14 protein-coding genes and 3 pseudogenes are annotated in these 18842 nt (G+C 47.6%); 1 reads left to right on the forward strand and 16 read right to left on the reverse strand.

The features are described 5' to 3' along the window. Positions 1-53: 53 nt before the first annotated feature. The 6 genes and pseudogenes from priA to MMY81_RS17425 form a co-directional block, all read right to left on the reverse strand. Positions 54-2465, reverse strand: a pseudogene (priA, locus tag MMY81_RS17400) (primosomal protein N'). Beyond that, positions 2462-3667, reverse strand: coding sequence for a bifunctional phosphopantothenoylcysteine decarboxylase/phosphopantothenate--cysteine ligase CoaBC (gene coaBC / locus MMY81_RS17405; protein ID WP_252313842.1), 1206 nt, complete (start codon positions 3665-3667; stop codon positions 2462-2464). Before coaBC ends, priA begins: the two are co-directional and overlap by 4 nt. Before the next feature lie 69 nt (positions 3668-3736). Next, positions 3737-3967 (reverse strand): DNA-directed RNA polymerase subunit omega, encoded by a 231-nt coding sequence (rpoZ, locus tag MMY81_RS17410; RefSeq protein ID WP_252313843.1) that lies wholly within the window; start codon positions 3965-3967, stop codon positions 3737-3739. Between the two features lie 30 nt (positions 3968-3997). Then, a pseudogene (locus tag MMY81_RS17415) lies at positions 3998-4471 on the reverse strand (guanylate kinase). A gap of 126 nt (positions 4472-4597) precedes the next feature. Then, positions 4598-4857 (reverse strand): annotated as a pseudogene (remA, locus tag MMY81_RS17420) (extracellular matrix/biofilm regulator RemA). A gap of 74 nt (positions 4858-4931) precedes the next feature. Beyond that, positions 4932-5810, reverse strand: coding sequence for a YicC/YloC family endoribonuclease (locus MMY81_RS17425; protein WP_252313844.1), 879 nt, complete (start codon positions 5808-5810; stop codon positions 4932-4934). Positions 5811-5973: 163 nt separating this feature from the next. On the opposite strand from MMY81_RS17425, the gene MMY81_RS17430 reads away from it, so the two are divergent. Next, the gene (locus MMY81_RS17430; protein WP_252313845.1) at positions 5974-7722 is read left to right on the forward strand and encodes an Rqc2 family fibronectin-binding protein; all 1749 of its coding nucleotides are present in this window, start codon (positions 5974-5976) and stop codon (positions 7720-7722) included. 52 nt (positions 7723-7774) lie between these two features. Here the strand turns inward: MMY81_RS17430 and pyrE are convergent, their stop codons facing one another. The 10 genes from pyrE to MMY81_RS17480 are packed head-to-tail and all read right to left on the reverse strand — an operon-like array spanning position 7775 to position 18726. Then, positions 7775-8407 carry an orotate phosphoribosyltransferase gene (gene pyrE, locus MMY81_RS17435; protein WP_252313846.1) on the reverse strand — a complete coding sequence of 211 codons (633 nt, stop codon included), beginning with the start codon at positions 8405-8407 and terminating at the stop codon, positions 7775-7777. Further along, positions 8407-9108, reverse strand: a complete 702-nt coding sequence (gene pyrF / locus MMY81_RS17440; protein ID WP_252313847.1) for an orotidine-5'-phosphate decarboxylase — start codon at positions 9106-9108, stop codon at positions 8407-8409. Before pyrF ends, pyrE begins: the two co-directional genes overlap by 1 nt. Further along, on the reverse strand, positions 9105-10025 hold the full coding sequence (locus tag MMY81_RS17445) for a dihydroorotate dehydrogenase (protein ID WP_252313848.1): 921 nt from the start codon (positions 10023-10025) through the stop codon (positions 9105-9107). The genes pyrF and MMY81_RS17445 overlap by 4 nt, the downstream gene beginning before the upstream one ends. Next, positions 10022-10798 (reverse strand): dihydroorotate dehydrogenase electron transfer subunit, encoded by a 777-nt coding sequence (locus tag MMY81_RS17450; protein WP_252313849.1) that lies wholly within the window; start codon positions 10796-10798, stop codon positions 10022-10024. Before MMY81_RS17450 ends, MMY81_RS17445 begins: the two co-directional genes overlap by 4 nt. Next, positions 10795-14019, reverse strand: coding sequence for a carbamoyl-phosphate synthase large subunit (carB, locus tag MMY81_RS17455; protein WP_252313850.1), 3225 nt, complete (start codon positions 14017-14019; stop codon positions 10795-10797). Before carB ends, MMY81_RS17450 begins: the two co-directional genes overlap by 4 nt. 17 nt (positions 14020-14036) lie before the next feature. Then, positions 14037-14645: a carbamoyl phosphate synthase small subunit gene (locus tag MMY81_RS17460; protein ID WP_252313851.1), complete on the reverse strand. Its 609-nt coding sequence runs from the start codon at positions 14643-14645 to the stop codon at positions 14037-14039. Beyond that, complete coding sequence (locus MMY81_RS17465) at positions 14560-15126, reverse strand: carbamoyl-phosphate synthase domain-containing protein (RefSeq protein WP_252313852.1); 567 nt, start codon at positions 15124-15126, stop codon at positions 14560-14562. Before MMY81_RS17465 ends, MMY81_RS17460 begins: the two co-directional genes overlap by 86 nt. A 1-nt stretch (position 15127) precedes the next feature. Then, entirely contained in the window at positions 15128-16411 is a 1284-nt protein-coding gene (locus tag MMY81_RS17470; protein ID WP_252313853.1) for a dihydroorotase, read from the reverse strand. Further along, positions 16411-17343: an aspartate carbamoyltransferase catalytic subunit gene (locus MMY81_RS17475; protein WP_252313876.1), complete on the reverse strand. Its 933-nt coding sequence runs from the start codon at positions 17341-17343 to the stop codon at positions 16411-16413. The genes MMY81_RS17470 and MMY81_RS17475 overlap by 1 nt, the downstream gene beginning before the upstream one ends. A gap of 51 nt (positions 17344-17394) precedes the next feature. Further along, a complete protein-coding gene (locus MMY81_RS17480) occupies positions 17395-18726 on the reverse strand; it encodes a solute carrier family 23 protein (RefSeq protein WP_252313854.1) in 1332 nt (443 codons plus the stop codon). Positions 18727-18842: the final 116 nt, after the last annotated feature.

The raw sequence follows: 18842 nt of genomic DNA on the forward strand, positions 1-18842 counted from the left end.
GACAAACAAACAACCCCGCTCTCCATTTGTCATGATGGTCCGCGGGGCTCTATTTACATAAACATATAAGGGTGCATATCCATGGAAAGCTGAAGCTTCCCTTTTGCAATATCCTGATTGTACCGCTCCGCTACAGACTGCAGCACTTTCGTAAGCTCAGGTTCATTTTTATATTTTATCATGCATTGGTACCGATATCTATCTTTAATCCTTGCAATAGGAGAAACCGTCGGACCCAGTACCACTGCTTTTTCGGAAAGGGAACTGCGGATATACTCCGTAATTTTATCTGAAATTTTCATCACTTCGGCCAGATCTTCATGGGCAACGTTAACCATCGTTAAATAGTAGAACGGTGGATAGCCGCCACGTCTGCGCTGCAGCATCTCTTCCTGATAGAATGCCTTATAGTTATGGGTTTTGGCATGCTGAATGCTGTAATGTTCAGGCGTGTAAGACTGCACCACTACTTCCCCTTTCAGCTTATCCCTTCCAGCTCGTCCACTTACCTGGGTCAGCAGCTGAAACGTTCGTTCCGCTGAACGGAAATCGGGAAGGTGAAGCATCGTATCTGCCGCTAGAATGCCGGCCAGCGTAATTTTCGGAAAATCGAGTCCTTTGGCGATCATCTGCGTGCCAAGAAGGATATCTGCCTCTCCATTTCCAAACGCATCAAGCAGCTTCTCATGTGAACCTTTGCGGCTCGTTGTGTCCATATCCATTCGTATGACACGTGCTTCCGGAAGGAGCCTCGTCAGCTCTTCTTCTACCTTTTGCGTGCCTGTGCCAAAAAAACGGATCTGGCTGCTCTGGCAGGAAGGGCATGTGTGCAGCATCTGCTCCTCATGCCCGCAGTAATGGCATTTTAAACGACGATTCGTATGATGATAGGTGAGCGTAATCTCACAGTGCGGGCAGGAAGGCGTAAATCCGCAGTCCCGGCACATTACAAACGTCGAATGCCCGCGCCGGTTTAAAAACAGAACGCTTTGCTCCTTTTTTTCCAGCCGCTCTTTTAGTTTATCGAGGAGAAGGGTGGAAAAGACAGAACGATTACCCTGCCTGAGTTCTTCTCTCATATCTTTAATGGTTACTTCCGGCATCGCTTTCCGGTTCACACGCTGTGGAAGCTCCAGCAGCGTGTACACACCTTTTTCGGCACGTACGTAGGATTCCAGACTCGGGGTTGCGCTTCCGAACACAACCGGGCAGCGGTGGTACTCCGCCCGCCATACAGCTACGTGTTTCGCGTGATAGCGCGGATGATCTTCCTGCTTGTAGCTTCCCTCATGCTCTTCATCCATCACAATCAAACCCAGATTTTCAAAAGGGGCAAACACGGCTGATCTGGCACCGACTGCCACCTTCACTTCTTTTCTATGAATCTTCCGCCATTCGTCATATTTTTCTCCGGCAGAAAGTGCACTATGCAGTACGGCCACTTCGGAGCCAAATCTTCCTTTAAACCGATTCACCATCTGCGGGGTCAATGATATTTCCGGAACGAGGACAATAGCTTCTTTTCCCTGTGAGATTACTTCATCAATGGCCTGCAGGTATACTTCCGTCTTTCCGCTGCCGGTGACGCCGTGCAGCAGATAAGAGTCCGTTCGTCCGGCATGAAGACTTCCGAGAATACTGTCCACTGCCTTCTGCTGTTCGTCCATTAATGGCAAAGCCGTTGATTGTTGAAACGTTTTATCTTTAAATGGATCCCGGTAGAACTCTGTCTTTTTTTCAACGAGCAGTCCTTTATCGACTAAGGCACGAACGGCCTGGCGCCCGGCACCTGTATTTACGAGAAGCTCCGGCTGGGCAATCTCTTTATCCCCGAGCTCTTGCTGCATCCATTCCATTACTGCGCGCTGTTTTTTTGCACCGGCTGATAAATGATGGTCAGCACTGGAATTCTGATATTCTTTTGTTAAGGACAATACCGTCTGCATCTTTTTTTCGGTACGGTTCTTCAAAAGATAATCAACAATAACACGCCCTGCCTGAATTTCTTCATTCAACAGCTTCATCGCTTTTTTTTCTGCCGGAAAGGCTTCCCAATCCAGCATAGTTTTTCCGGCAAAAGCAGCTGCAATTTCCGCAGGAACATACTCAGGATCTTCGGCAAGAAACAATCTTTTTTCGGCTTGGCCCGGATCGCTGAAGGCACCATAGACTGATAAGCAGTAATTAAAAAGCATATCGTTTCCTCTGCGATCCATTGACCCAGCTGCAGGAGCTCTCTGCTTAACACCGGAGAAGGATCCAGCAGCGATGTAATTTCTTTAATTCGTTTTACTTCCGTAGCCTCTGTTGTACTCGTAACAAACCCTTGAATCTGCCGGGGACCGAATGGGACGTTCACTCTTCATGCCGGGCTGGACAAATTCCTCCATTTCTTCAGGAATCTTATAGTCATACAATCTGTTTGTCTGGCCGGTCGGCACATCCACAATTACTTTAGCGATCATTTCTTATCTGCATCCTCTAACTGATCAACCGCCATGGAAAGAATCGTTTCAGCTATCGTTTGCTTACTCTGCAGCGGCAGATGAACGGTTGGCTTCTGTTTTTGTACGACAAATACTTCATTTGTATCCGTATTAAATCCAGTTCCATCAGCGGCTATATTATTGGCCACAATCATATCTGCATTTTTCCGGTTCAGCTTTTCCTGCGCATAAGATTCGATATTTTCCGATTCCGCTGCGAAACCAATAAGATATGGTTTTACGGTAAGACTTCCTAACTCCTGCAGAATATCTCCCGTGCGCTCCATTTCTATTTGATGGCTGCCTTCGGTTTTCTTTTCTTTATGAGCCAGCCGTTCTTTTGCACGATAATCACTGACAGCTGCAGCTTTTACAATAATATCCTGGCTGCCGGCCGCTGCCATCACCTCACGGTGCATATCCTCAGCAGAGATGACCTCCGTCCGTTTTACCCCCGGCGGTGTCTCAAGTTTAACCGGACCGGAGATCAGGGTAACGTCTGCTCCCATATCTGCTGCAGCTTTTGCAAAAGCGAAACCCATTTTGCCGCTCGACGGGTTCGTCAGCACACGTACTGGATCAATATATTCATGCGTTGGTCCTGCTGTTACAAGCACACGTCGTCCCGAGAGCGCTTTTTTTGTTTTTTCCTGATAGGATAAAAATGCAATAATATCTTCCGGCTCTGCCATGCGTCCTTTACCGATCCATCCGCAGGCGAGATAGCCTTCACCCGGTTCAACAAAACGATAGCCGTCCTGCTTGAGCTGGTTCATGTTTCGCTGGACAGCGGGGTGGTTGTACATATTTACATTCATCGCCGGTACTGCATACATAGATGCTTTCGTAGCAAGCGCCGATGTTGTTACCATGTCATCAGCGATTCCGCCGGCCAGCTTGGCAATAATATTTGAAGTCGCCGGTGCTACAATAAAAATATCCGCCCAATCTGCAATATCAATATGGGCCACTACTTCCGGCTCTTTTTCAGCAAACGTATCCGTATATACCCGCTCTCTCGTTAACGCCTGAAACGTCAGCGGCGTAACAAACTCCTGCGCATGATCTGTCATCATCACTTTTACATGAGCACCGCTCTGCTTGAGCTTGCTTGCCAAAGCAGCTGCTTTAAAAACAGCAATACCTCCACTTACAGCCAACACTATATTTTTTCCCTGCATTTTATTTTCCTCCTGGCGGTAATCAATTTGAAAAAAAAAGCCGCCCCCCGTGAAGAAGGCCGCTGTCTTTTACTTATCCTGCTGCTGTTTGGAAGGATCGTCCGAAGCTGTGTAATCAAGCTTTCCACGTTCAATCTCTTCAAGAGCCACGCCTACGTATTTTGCAGACTTGATGTTGTCAATCATTGGCACCGCTTCTTCGATTTCCAGAAGTTCTCTTGCCCGTCTTGCCGAGATAGTGCATAGCGTATATTTTGAATTAATATGGGTCATAAGTGTATCAATTGATGGGTATAACATATTATTCGACCTCCACTGCTTTTGTATTTATCAATAAGCCGTTCTTTTCTGCAGTGCTCCAGTAACAATCGACTGCACACGTTCTACTGCTTTGTCTACTTCATCATTTTGCACGACATAATCGTAATAGTCCATCATCTCGATTTCCTCTTTAGCGATATCCATGCGTTTATTGATAATATCGGCGGTTTCCGTCCCCCGCTTTGTAATTCTATCACGAAGTTCAGCCAGACTTGGCGGAATCAGGAAAATAAATATCCCTTCCGGATGTTTTTCCCTTACTTTCTTTGCTCCCTGCACTTCAATTTCAAGAATGACGTCGCGTCCTTCTTCAATGTATCGAGTACGTAATCAATCGGTGTAGTAGTTATCTACATATTTGGCATGCTCAGCAGTTTATCCTGCGCTAATCATTTCTTCAAAAGCCTCGTGGTTTAAAAAATAGTTTATCCCATCTATTTCTCCTTCACGCGGCTTTCTCGTCGTAGCAGGACAGAATATCAATACTGCTGTCTTTCTGTCTCAAAGCGCTGCAACCGTGCCTTTGCCTACCCGGCCGGACCCGATAATACGATGAGCAGCCCCTTATCGTCTTTCATAGTACACAACGTCCTTCCTTCTGTTCAAAAGTTAATCTTCGGAGAGCTCTTCTTTCGTATGAAGTCTCTGCGCCACCGTTTCAGGCTGTACGGCTGATAAAATCACGTGATCACTATCCGTAATAATGACAGCTCTTGTTCTTCTGCCGTACGTGCATCAATCAGCATGCTCCGGTCCCGGGCTTCCTGAATAATTCGTTTAATCGGCGCGGATTCAGGACTAACGATAGATATGATTCTATTTGCTGAAACAATATTGCCAAAGCCTATATTTATTAGTTTTATGCTCAATGTGGTACCCCCCTATTCTGGTCAACCGTGGTCTTTCCTGCTTGTTTGAGTATAGACGAAAACGCGTTCGATATCTACTCTATATTTTGAACTTGTTCCCTCATTTTTTCAAGCTCGCTCTTCATATCCACAACAATATGGCTTGAAGCCGCATCGCTTGCTTTAGAGCCGATCGTGTTCATTTCCCTGTTCATTTCCTGAAGCAGGAAATCAAGCTTTCTTCCTACCGCCGTCTGCTCGTTTAAAATGTAAGCGAACTGTTTAATATGAGCATACAGCCTGGTGATTTCTTCTGCTATGCTGATTTTTTCAGCAAATAAAATCACTTCCCGGTATAACTGATCCTCATTAGGAAGGCGGGACGTATCAACTTCTTTTAAACGCTGCTCCAGCCTGGAACGGTATCCCTCCACAACAGAAGGTACTCTCTGCTCGAGCTGCTTTGTATAATCTTCAAGAAGATAAAGCCTATCCTGAAGATCCTGTGTGAGCGCAAGGCCTTCATGTGTCCTCATCCGTACAACGGCATCAAGCGCCTGCTGAACCCCGGAAAGCAGGGCCTTCTGCCATGCTTCGCCAAGCTGCGGGTTTTCCGTCACATGCACCACATCCGAATGCAGGATAAATGATTCTGCTGACAGCGCCGGCGTAAACATTTCCATACGGTCCATTTTTTCGGCTACACCGAGATAATCTGCTAACAGCTCCCAGTCTACAAATACTTTTTTGGCGGATGGAAGGATTCCTTCAATCGTCATAAATACATCGACCTTGCCCCGGCTGATGCCTGCTGCTATATGTTTCCGGACAGTGTGCTCCGCGGAATGAAAGACGCCCGGCATACGGAGCATAACATCACTGTAGCGGTGGTTCACTGTTTTCATTTCAATATGTATAGTGGCGTCCCCAATAGATACGGTTGACGTCCCAAATCCTGTCATACTTACAGCCATTTATCACATCCGCTCATATATTCTACCTAATTTTATCATTCCTAACAACTAAGGGAATAATAAAGCTTATTTCCATAAAAAACGAACATCTCCAGCGGCTCTGCCGGTATCTTCCGATTCCACGTGCGTGATATACTATAAAGGATGAAAGGATGTAGGTAAGATGAGCTTTGACGGAATTATGGCAAGAGCCATTACAGCAGAATTAAATGAGACCGTCCTGAACGGTCGTATTTCAAAAATTAAACAGCCGTATAAAATGGATATCAGCATGACGATTCGTGCCGGGCGCGTGAATCATCAGCTTTTTTTATCTTCAAATCCCAACTTTGCAAGGCTTCACTTCACCTCCCAGCGCTATGAAAATGCGCCTGAGCCGCCAATGTTCTGTGTGCTCTTGAGAAAGCATCTTGAAGGCGGATTTATCCGCCGGATAGAACAGCACGGGATGGAACGGATTATTACTCTTTATATCGAAGGAAAAGACGAAATTGGAGAAAAGCAGGAAAAGAAGCTGATTGTGGAAATCATGGGCAAACACAGCAATATTATTCTTCTGGATGCCGGAACCAACCTAATTCTGGACAGTCTAAAACACCTCCCGCCTTCTGTAAACAGCTACCGTACGATTCTTCCGGGCCGCCCCTATATTGAGCCGCCTTCCCAGGAAAAAGCCGATCCGCTCGCAGCAGACCGGGATGATGTGCTCCGGCACCTCGACTCTAATCAAGGCCGCCTGGATAAACAGCTTCTCCAGGCTTATACCGGTATTTCCCCGCAGATAACAAAAGAAGTGATCCACCAGGCGGGGCTGGGCTCTGTTTCCCAGGTGGCAGACACGTTTGTCCGAATGATGGATGACGTTTCCAACCTGCGCTTTCAGCCGCAGATGATTGTCGCCGGGGGCAAGGAATACTATTCTGTTCTGCCTCTTAACCACTTAAAAGGGGACGTTACAACGTTTACTTCAACGAGTGAACTGCTTGAACGCTTTCACACCGGCAAAGCGGAGCGGGATCGTGTCAAACAGCAGTCTCATGATATGCAGCGGTTTCTTCAGAACGAATGGCAGAAAAACAAGAAAAAAATAAAAAAGCTGGAAAAGACGCTGCAGCAGTCGGAAAACTCGCTGGACTACCAGAAATACGGCGAACTGCTGACGGCACACCTTCACCTGATTAAGGGCGGTGAAAAGGAAATTGAAGTGATGGACTATTATGATCCGGATGGAGCTTCCCTGACGCTCACACTGGATCCAAGGCTGTCCCCTTCTGAAAATGCGCAGAAGTACTTCAAGCGCTACAATAAAGCAAAAACATCGCTGAGCTTTGTGAAACGGCAGATCCGCGATGCAAAACGGGAAATGAACTATCTGGATCAAATTCTCCAGCAGCTCGCTTCCGCTTCACCCGGAGATATTGAAGATATCCGCGAGGAGCTTGCGGAACAGGGCTACATGAAACGGAAAATGAAGAAAGGCCAGAAGCGTAAAAAACCTTCTGCACCTGTTATTGAAAAATATCTTTCTACCGACGGCACCTTGATTTTTGTAGGTAAAAACAAACAGAACGAGTATTTAACGAATAAACTATCCCGCGCTTCCCATACATGGCTCCATACAAAAGATATTCCCGGATCCCATGTCGTCATTCAGGCAGAAGACTTCTCTGAGCAGACGCTAAAAGAAGCCGCTTCTATTGCTGCCTTCTATTCCAAAGCACGAGAATCCGGGTCCGTGCCGGTTGACTACACGCTGATCCGGCATGTAAAAAAACCAAGCGGTGCTAAACCGGGGTTTGTTACCTATGACAATCAGTCCACCCTGTTTGTTACACCAACAGAAGAACTCGTGCTCAAGCTTCGTGAAAACGAAAAACAGCACCGGGCCAATTTATCCAAACAGGAAAGCTAGAAAAAGAGGAAGTCCAGCCGATGCTGGCTTCCTCTTTTTTTACAATCATTTGTTAGGCCTTCATCCAGTCTTCTGATTCCGGATTCTGCTTCCATTTTTTTAGACGCTCCATATCAGAAGCTTTGATGTAATTTTCTTCTTCTGCCGCTTTCACGAGTGCATCAAATCCAGTAAGCACCTCTACTGAAAGGCCGGCTTCCTCAAGCTGATTTGTTCCTTTTTCGAGGCCGTATGTAAAGATTGCTGCAGCTCCAAGTACAACCGCGCCTGCTGCCTCTAGAGCCCGCTGCACTTCGATAATACTTTTGCCTGTAGAAATAAGGTCTTCTACAATGACTACTTTCTGTCCTTCTTTAATAAGCCCTTCAATTTGATTACCTTTGCCGTGCGACTTTGAAGAGCTCCTTACATATACCATAGGAAGCTCCATTTTATCTGCGGTAAGCGCTGCATGGGCAATTCCGGCTGTAGCAGTTCCTGCAAGTACTTCTGCTTCCGGAAAATATTCGGTTATCTTTTCTGCCAGCCCTTCTGCAATTGCTTTGCGCAGGGAAGGATAAGACAAAGTAAGTCTGTTATCACAGTAAATTGGTGATTTCATCCCGGAAGACCAGGTATAGGGCGCGGCAGGACTTAGAGAGACCGCCTGTATTTTCAATAATTCTTTTGCTATTTCAAGTTTCATCAGGCATTCCTCCAGGTTTTCTCTATTGTTTTATAGGCGGCGGCAGGATCAGCCGCTCCTGTAATGCTTCGGCCGACTACGATTGCACTGCTTCCCATTTCTCTTGCCTCCGCTGGATCGGCCACCCGTTTCTGGTCTCCAATGTCATCGCCTTTCATTCGAATACCAGGCGTAACGGCCATAAAATCCGGAGACTGCTCCTGTCGGACGGCAGCTGCTTCCCACGCGGAACAGATGACTCCGCCGGCACCAGCCCGAGCGGCTAGTCCAGAAAAATGCCGGACCGCATCTGCCAGAGAGCTATTGATAAGAAGATCTTCCTGCATCACCTCTTCAGTAGTGCTGGTCAGCTGAGTAACCGCCAGACATACCGGAGGAGTATGACTTCCTCTGCCAGCCCCGAGGACGGCAGCTTCCATCATCGCCTGCCCTCCGGCAGCATGCACCGTAAATAGATCCACCTCAAGCGCGGCAATTTGGAAAGCCGCTTTTTCTACAGTGTGGGGAATATCATGCAGCTTTAAGTCAAGAAAAATACGGTGCCCCTGTTCTTTTAAGTCTTTTACAAAAGCAGGGCCGGCCTGATAAAAAAGCTCCATCCCTATTTTTAAAAACAACGGCTCCTGCGGCAGTTTCGCCAGAAGCTCTGCCGCTTTATCTGCATTTTCTACATCAACGGCTACTATTGGCTGTTCTATCATGAGAATGCTTCCACCCCTTTGCGGATGTCTGACGGACTGTCATAGCCCTGCTGCTCCATCCACATCTCAAATTCATCAATCAGCTCCGGACAGGCAAACGGATTAGTAAAGTTGGCTGTCCCTACAGCAACCGCATCCGCTCCTGCCATAAAAAATTCAATAATATCATCCAGCGTAGTCACCCCGCCCATTCCGATAATAGGAAGGTTTGTCTGCTGGCGTACCTCATAAATCATTTTTATGGCTACCGGCTTAATAGCCGGACCGGAAAGACCGCCAATTTGATTGGCGAGCACCGGCCGCCCTGTTTTTACATCGAGCTTCATACCGGAGAGCGTATTGATCATGCTAAGTCCATCTGCTCCTGCCGACTCTACCGCATCTGCAATTTCCCTGATATTCGTTACGTTTGGTGAGAGCTTTACATATAAGGGAACAGCAGATAGAGCTTTCACTCTTCTTGTCAGCTCATAGGCAAGCTTCGGATCGGTGCCGAACGCAATTCCGCCTTCTTTGACGTTCGGACAGGAAATATTCAGCTCGAACGCAGATACTTTGTTATTCTCGGAAAGATGGGACGCTACGGCTTCATAATCTTCCATCGTTGATCCTGCGATGTTAGCAAGAAGCGGCGTCTTATAGCGGCTCGTCAGCCAGTCAATTTCTTCTGCTGTTACTTTGTCCATTCCCGGATTCTGCAGACCGATGGCATTAAGCATACCGGCAGACGTTTCCGCTACCCGCGGGGTTTCATTTCCAAATCGCGATTCTCTCGTCGTTGCTTTAATCGCAATAGCTCCCAGTTTATTCAAGTCGTAAAGTTTGGCAAATTCCCGTCCAAATCCAAAACATCCGGAAGCCGGCATAATTGGATTTTTCATCGGCAGTCCTGGTAGATTTACAGCTGTTCGGTTCATATGATCACCTCTCCCCAGTTAAATACCGGGCCGTCGCTGCATATTTTGCGGTAGCCGGTTCCGGTCGGATCATCCGTTGGATGGCATACACAGGCAAAACAGGCACCAATGCCGCAGCCCATGCGTTCTTCCAGCGAAACAGCTCCACGGGCTTTGGAATAGTCTTTGTTTAATGCGCGCAGCATTGGATTCGGACCGCAGGCAAACAGGTAATCAAAGGTCAGACTCTGGTCACGGATCACATCGGTGACGACCCCTTTTGTTCCTTCACTGCCGTCCATCGTGCTTATAAACAACCGGCCCTGTGCTTCAAATACACCCTTATAAAACACCGCCGATTTATCAGCAAACCCAAGCACCGTTGTCACGGAGGCACCTTTTTCGATAATATCTTTTGCAAGGCCGTACAAAGGTGGGATGCCGACCCCGCCTCCTACGATAAGCACCTTGTCGCCAGGCTGGATGCCGCTTGTGGAAAAGCCGTTGCCTAAAGGACCAAATACATTTATTTCATCTCCCGGCCGCTTTTCTGAAATTCGTTTGGTCCCCTGGCCATCTGCTCTGTAAATAACCGTCAGCGTTTTTTCGGCTTCGTTTACATGGCTGATACTTAAAGGGCGCCGCAGCGTAAATTCGGTTCCCGGAGCCGGTTTAATGTGAAGAAACTGCCCGGGGGCGCTGATGTGGGTCACCAGCTCGCCGGACAATGTTATCTCATAAATAGCCGGGGCAATTTCCTGCTGGGATTCGACCCGCATATTTTCTTTGATCATTTATGGCTCACCTCTGCAGCCGGTACTTTTGTTTCCAGCATGGGAGGCATAGCCTCTGCCGAGAAAGTGATCATTTCAAGTACGGACAGCAGAGCGCCTGCTGTATCGAGCGACGTCATGCAGACGACTTCGTTTTCAACAGCTTCGCGACGGATGCGGAATCCGTCTTTTGCTGCCTGTTTTCCTTTATCCATTGTATTAATAACGAACTGAGCGCGGCCTTCGCGGATCACATCGAGAATGTTTGGTGACGCTTCTTCTACTTTGCTGACCGTTTTAACAGGAATGTGCTCTTTATGAAGCATTTCTGCAGTTCCGGCTGTTGCCATCAGCGTATAGCCGATTTTGTGGAAACGATGCGCGAGCGAGAGTGCTTCGGCCTTACGGTCATCGGCAATCGTAAATAACACCGAGCCATGCTCCGGTATATTCATGCCGGAAGCAATAAGTCCTTTGTATAAAGCTTTTTCAAGCGTTACGTCACGTCCCATTACTTCTCCGGTTGACTTCATCTCAGGACCGAGCGTAATATCCACCCGGCGCAGCTTCGCAAAGGAGAAGACCGGTACTTTAACAAACACTTCATCTTTTTCCGGGAGCACGCCTTCTTTATAGCCTTGTTCTTTTAAAGAGGTGCCGAGCATCACGTTTGTTGCTGCAGCTGCAATCGGAACGCCGGTAATTTTACTGAGGAACGGCAGCGTCCGGCTTGCTCTTGGATTCACTTCCAGAACGTATACTTCATCTTCATGAATAACAAACTGGATATTCAGAAGACCGATGATGCCAAGCCCTTTGCCAATTGCTATTGTACGTTCGACTAGTTTTTTCTTCAGAGCATCGGACAAGGACTGAGGCGGATACACGGCAATAGAGTCACCGGAGTGCACTCCTGCCCGTTCGATATGCTCCATAATTCCTGGAACAACGACGGTCTCCCCGTCTGAAATGGCATCCACTTCAATTTCTTTTCCGACCATGTAGCGGTCAATTAAAACCGGATGTTTTTCATTCACTTTAACGGAACGTTTCATATAAGAAAGCAGTTCTTCTTCTTTTTCGATAATTTCCATTGCACGCCCGCCGAGAACATAAGAGGGGCGGACAAGAACTGGATAACCGATTTCCGAGGCTGTTCTTACTGCATCTTCTGATGATACGGCGGTCTGGCCCAGCGGCATTGGGATGTTAAGTTCTTTTAACGCGGCTTCAAATTTATCGCGATCCTCTGATCGATCCATGTCTTCCATCGACGTTCCAAGAATTCTTACCCCTTTGCGGTCCAGATCTTCTGCAAGGTTAATAGCGGTCTGGCCGCCGAACTGTACAATCACACCCATCGGCTGCTCCAGATCGATGACATGCATAACGTCTTCAATCGTCAGGGGTTCAAAGTACAATTTATCGGATATGCTGAAATCGGTAGATACCGTTTCCGGGTTATTGTTCATTATGATGGCCTCGTAGCCTGCCTGCTGGATTGCCCAGACGGTGTGTACGGTGGCGTAGTCGAACTCAATACCCTGACCGATCCGTATAGGTCCAGAGCCCAGCACGAGCACAGAAGGCTTGTCTGTACGAATGCTTTCATTTTCCTGTTCATAGGAGGAATAATAGTAAGGAGTGGCCGATTCAAACTCGGCTGCACACGTATCCACCATTTTATAAACCGGCACCAGGCTTTCCTGACGGCGGAGTGTCTCTACTTCATCAACGCTCCAGCCCCAGCTCTGCGCGACCACTTCGTCAACAATGCCTGTTTCTTTAGCCATTTTTAAAATATCAAGATCCCCGGTATTACCCTGCAGCATTTCTCCTACCCGGGCGATACCGAGAAATTTTTCAATAAAGAACATATCAATTTTTGTAATATCATGAATACGTTCCGACGACCAGCCGCGGCGCAGTGCTTCCCCGATAATGAACAAACGCTCGTCTTCCGCGAAGCGGAGCTGGCTTTCCACTTCTTCATCGCTCAAGTGTTTATGCGTGTCGTCATAAAGGTGGTTTTTGCCAAGCTCCAGGGAGCGGATGCCTTTCATGATGGACTCTTCAAACGAACGTCCAATGGCCATCACTTCTCCGGTCGCTTTCATCTGCGTGCCGAGGCGGCGGTTTGCGGCTTCAAATTTATCAAAAGGCCATCTTGGTATTTTTGTGACGATATAATCAAGAGCCGGTTCAAAGCTAGCATACGTTTTACCAGTGATTGGATTCATCAGTTCATCCAGGTGGTATCCGACGGCAATTTTAGCTGCCAGTTTAGCAATAGGATAACCCGTTGCTTTGGAAGCAAGCGCTGAAGAACGGCTTACCCGGGGATTTACTTCAATAATATTGTAATCGAAGCTGTCAGTCGCCAGGGCAAACTGCACATTGCAGCCCCCTTCAATTTTCAAAGCGCGGATAATTTTCAGAGAAGACTCACGCAGCATCTGGTACTCGCGGTCCGAAAGCGTCTGGCTTGGGGCTGTAACAATCGAGTCCCCGGTATGCACGCCGACCGGATCAATATTTTCCATGTTACATACGATAATAGCCTGATCGTCTTTATCCCTCATAACTTCGTATTCTACTTCTTTCCAGCCGGCAATACTCTTTTCAATCAGGCATTGCGTAACCGGGCTGTATTTCAAGCCGGACGTCACGATCTCAATCAGATCGGCTTCGTTATCGACGAGTCCGCCTCCCGTTCCTCCAAGCGTATAGGCAGGACGGACAATGATTGGAAAACCGATTTCTTCTACAAACTCCTGAGCCTCTTCCAGCTTATTTACGATGCGGCTTTCCGGTACCGGTTCGTTTAATTCATACATCAGATTCCGGAATGCGTCCCGGTCTTCTGCTTTTTCAATGGAGTCAAGTTTTGTCCCAAGCAGTTCTACGTTATATCGCTCCAGAACACCTTCGCGGTGAAGCTCCATTGCCATATTCAGTCCGGTCTGCCCGCCAAGTGTCGGCAGGAGGGCGTCCGGCTGTTCCTTGCGGATAATGCGGCTCACAAACTCCAGAGTGATGGGCTCAATGTAGACCCGGTCTGCCATGTTCGTGTCTGTCATAATGGTTGCCGGATTGGAGTTAATGAGAATAACTTCGTACCCTTCCTCCTGCAGTGCCTGGCAGGCCTGTGTGCCTGCATAATCAAATTCAGCTGCCTGTCCTATTACAATCGGTCCTGATCCAATAACTAAAATTCGATGAATGTCTGTTCTTTTCGGCATTATAGTCTCTCCTTTTTTTAAACAATTGTAGATACTTTTTTATGTTTGTCTATCATGCTCATAAATTGGTCGAACAGTTCATTGGAGTCATTTGGTCCTGGACATGCTTCCGGGTGGTACTGAACGCTGAACGCCGGATAATATTCATGGGCTACGCCTTCTACCGTATTGTCGTTGACATTGACATGTGTCAGCATCAAATCTGTTCCCATCAGTGAGTCCCGGTCAATCGTATATCCGTGATTCTGAGAAGTAATATCCACCTTGCCGGTACGGATGTTTTTCACCGGATGATTCGCGCCGCGATGTCCGAATTTCAACTTGGACGAGGTGGCTCCTCCCGCAAGGCTCAGCAGCTGATGACCGAGGCAGATGCCGAATACCGGAACTTTGCCGAGCAGCCCCTTCAAAGCCTGCACAGCTTCCGGCACGTCTTCCGGATCTCCCGGACCGTTGCTCAGCATAACGCCGTCCGGATCCAGTCTTAGAATTTCTTCTGCCGTCGCGTTATAAGGCAGTACAAACACATCGCAGTTGCGTCTAATAAGATTTCTGGCAATACCATGTTTGGCGCCATAATCCATTAATACAAACACGGCGTCCTGCTCCAGGCGCGTGATAGGCATTTTTTGTGGAAACCTGCGCCACTTTGTCTTTTGATGGCACAAACGACTGCAGCGATTCAATAATCGACTGTTCATCCGCCGTTTCAGCAGCAAGACGGCCGTGCATCGTGCCGCGGTCCCTGATCAGGCGGGTAAGCATTCTTGTATCGATGCCTGTGAGACCTGGAATATCATGTTCTTTCAGCCAATTATCCAACGTACCGATATTCCGGAAGTTGCTTGGGTGAATGGCCGATTCTTTTACAATCAGACCGCCTGCAGAAGGGAGCAGTGTTTCAAAGTCATCGCGGTTTGTTCCATAGTTCCCAATAAGCGGATAGGTCAGCGTAATAATCTGGTCGCAGTAGGATGGGTCGGAAAGAATTTCCTGATACCCGGTCATACTCGTGTTGAATACAACTTCGCCGGTCGTTTCTTTAGTGCTTCCGATTGCATGGCCGGTAAATACCGTGCCGTCCTCTAAGATTAGTTTTCTTTTCATCCTACTGGAACACTCCTTCTTTTTGATATACTACGGTTCCGTCTACCATGGTCCATATCGGCCATCCGCTCGCTTTCCAGTCTTTAAACGGCGTATTTTTTCCTTTGGAGACAAATGTTTCCGGCTGGATCGTGTCTTCTTTTTCCAGATCAATTAAGGTAAGATCTGCCGCTGCACCTTCTGCAAGCGTACCGGACTTCAGCCCGAATACTTCTGCCGGGTCTTTCGTCAATCCGTCCACAAGCTGCTTAAACGTCAGCGTTCCTTTTTTCACCAAGTACGTATATAACAATGGAAAGGCAGTCTCTGATCCTGTAATTCCAAATGGTGCTTTTTCCAATGGCTGATTTTTGTCCTCTTCTGTGTGAGGGGCGTGATCAGTGGCAATACAATCGATCGTGCCGTCGAGCAGGCCTTCGATCAGGGCATCCCGGTCCTGTTTTCCCCGCAGCGGCGGATTCATCTTGTACTGGGCATCCACAGAAGGAATATCATCCTCGCACAAAATCAAGTGATGCGGTGTTACTTCTGCCGTTACGTGAATACCGGCACGCTTGGCGTCACGAATGACCCGGACAGACTCCTTTGTGCTGACATGGCACACATGATAATGAGCTCCTGCTGCTTCTGCGAGCAGCACGTCTCTTGCAATATGTACGGATTCGCATACTGCTGGAATACCTCTTAGTCCGTGCTTTTCTGAAAATATTCCTTCATGTACGCTGCCTTTGTTGATTAATGTATTTTCTTCACAGTGGGCCACTACCGGCATGTTTAAAGCGGCTGCCTGTTTCATGGCATCAAGCATAACAGATGCATCCTGTACACCGACTCCATCATCAGTAAAAGCAAATGCCCCGCGGCTTTTAAGGTCTTTCATATCCACTATCTCTTTTCCAAGCTCCCGTATTGTAATCGAAGCATATGGCAGTACGCGCACTGCCGCCGTTTCAGCGATTTTTTTCTGGAGAGCATCCATATGTTCAGCGGAGTCCGGAACCGGCCTCGTATTTGGCATCGGACATACTGTGGTGAACCCGCCTTTCGCGGCTGCCTTTGTACCTGTTTCAATTGTTTCTTTTATTTCTCCGCCTGGTTCTCTCAAATGAACATGGATATCTACAAGGCCGGCGGAAAGAAAGGCTCCTTTTGCATCAACAGCCACTTCCTCCTTCTCCGGTCTGCTTCCTATTGCAGCAATTTTTTTATCTTTAATCAGTACATCTTTTGTTTGAAGTTCCCCTGTTTCATCCATTACCTTAGCGTTTGTAATCCATCCATTCATTACAATCTCTCCTTTTGCGTAGTAAGGGCTTTTTCCAGCACAGCCATTCTAGAGTAAACGCCGTTTGTCATTTGTTTAAAAATACGGGAGCGTCTGCATTCCACCAGCTCGTCTGCAATTTCCACATTTCGGTTGATTGGAGCAGGGTGCATAATGATACTATTCGGCTTCATTCTCGTTTCCCGCTCCGGCGTGAGGCCATATAAATGATGATACTCTGATGCGCCGGCCACCATTTTCACCGTATGCCTTTCATGCTGGATACGCAGCATCATCATCACATCCGCCTGTTCTACTGCATCTTCTATTGGAAGGAAGCGGCGGAGCATCTCTTTATCCATCCACTCTTCCGGCCCGCTTACGTATACATTCGCACCCAGACGCTCCAATACCTCTATATTGGACCGGGCGACCCGGCTGTGACGGATGTCACCTGCTATCACAATATTCCGGCCCGCAAAGGATCCAAATTCCTGTTTGATCGTCAGCAGGTCCAGCATCGACTGGGTCGGATGATGTCCGCATCCATCGCCGCCGTTTATAATTGGAATCCCGATCTGCTCCCTCAGTTCATCGAAATAGCGTTCTTTACTGTGACGAATGACTGCTACATCCGCTCCGATACTTTCCAGCGTTCGTACCGTATCATAGAGCGTTTCGCCTTTTTTAACACTTGATGTATCTGCATCAAACTGCAGGACATCGAGTCCGAGTCTTTTTTCTGCTGCTTCAAAGCTGATTTTCGTTCTCGTACTCGGCTCGAAAAAAAGATTGACTGCAAATACTTTTTCTCCAGGCTCCCACTTCTCTCCGTCGGCAAAAGCCTGCGCTCGTTGGAGAAGCGTTTCGATTTCCTCTATGCTGCACTCATCAAGGGTTAAAAAATGTCCCTGCTTTGCTTTTTTCGCTGTACTTTGCTGTTCCTGCGCCATACTCTTCATCACCGCTCTCCCTAATTATATCGAAATGCAGAATCCAGTTATTCAGGCCGCGTCGTCTTCATTGGCTGCTTCATTTAGAGACTTAAACATTGCCCTGTTTCCAAACCCATGCTCTTTTCCAGGAAGTACTGCATTCAGCAGAATACCGATAAAGGTTGCAAAAGCCATGCCTGCAATTTCCAGCTGATCGCCCACTTCAATAAATGCCCCGCCTATTCCGGTTACTAAAATAACGGAAGCAATAATTAAATTACGCTTAATGCCAAAGTTAATTTGATTGTCGATCAGCATCCGCAGGCCGGAAGAGGCGATAATTCCAAATAACAGAATGGAAACCCCTCCCATAACAGCTCCGGGAATCGTAGCGATCAGTGCTTCTACTTTTCCTACAAATCCAAAAGCTATTGCCATAAGCGCCGCCCCGCCGATGACATAAACGCTGAAAACTCTTGTAATGGCGAGTACGCCGATATTTTCTCCATATGTTGTATTTGGCGGTCCACCAAGGAGCGAGGCAACTATCGTCGCAGCCCCATCCCCCATAATCGAGCGGTGCAGGCCTGGTTTTTTTATAAAATTCCGGCCCACTACTTTACTGAGCACCATCTGGTCTCCTATATGCTCTGCAAGCGTAACGACGGCGATCGGAGCCATAATTAACACGATCGTCCAGGACCACTGCGGTGTAAATGTAGCAAATGGAATGACGAAGTCCGGTAAGTGGAGCCAGGGGGCTTCGAGTACGCTTTGAAAGGATACAAGTCCTGCAGCAACAGCTACCAGGTAGCCACCTGTAATACCTAGTAAAATGGGTATTAAATTCAGAAACCCTTTAAAAAATACAGAAGCAATGATCGTAATAAACAAGGTAGCGAGTGCTACAGAAAAGTGCAGCGCCGGGTTAATGTAAGACCCGGAGGCTTCATCATAGTTCATCGCCATATCAATGGCAGTGCCGGCGAGTCCAAGTCCGATAACGATAATAACCGGGCCGACTACAATGGGCGGCAGCACATTCATAAGCCAGTTTACACCGGTGCGCTGGATGATGATGGCGGTAATCCCGTATATTATTCCGGCTGTAAACGTTCCAATCATAACGCCCTCCGGTCCGCCGATAGCCATCGCTGCAATAACCGGCATAATAAAGGCAAAGGAGGAGCCGAGATAGGCCGGAACCTGGCCTTTTGTAATGACAAGGTAGGCAAGCGTTCCAAGACCGCTTGATACTAAAGCAACGGATGGACTAAGGCCGGTGAGTATCGGTACCAGCACAGTGGCACCAAACATCGCGAACAAATGCTGCATGCTGAGTATCAGCCACTGGTTCCATTTTGGTTTTTCCTGTACATCTAATTTCACATCGTTATTCATTATTGTTACCCCCGCATTGGTTTAATTTATACAAAAAACCTCTTTATCATCAGACAAAGAGGTGCGCAGGAGCAAGCAGACTCCTTAAGCGGAGCTGCTTCGTTCCAATCGCCTCT

This window comes from Sinobaca sp. H24, assembly GCF_023845525.1.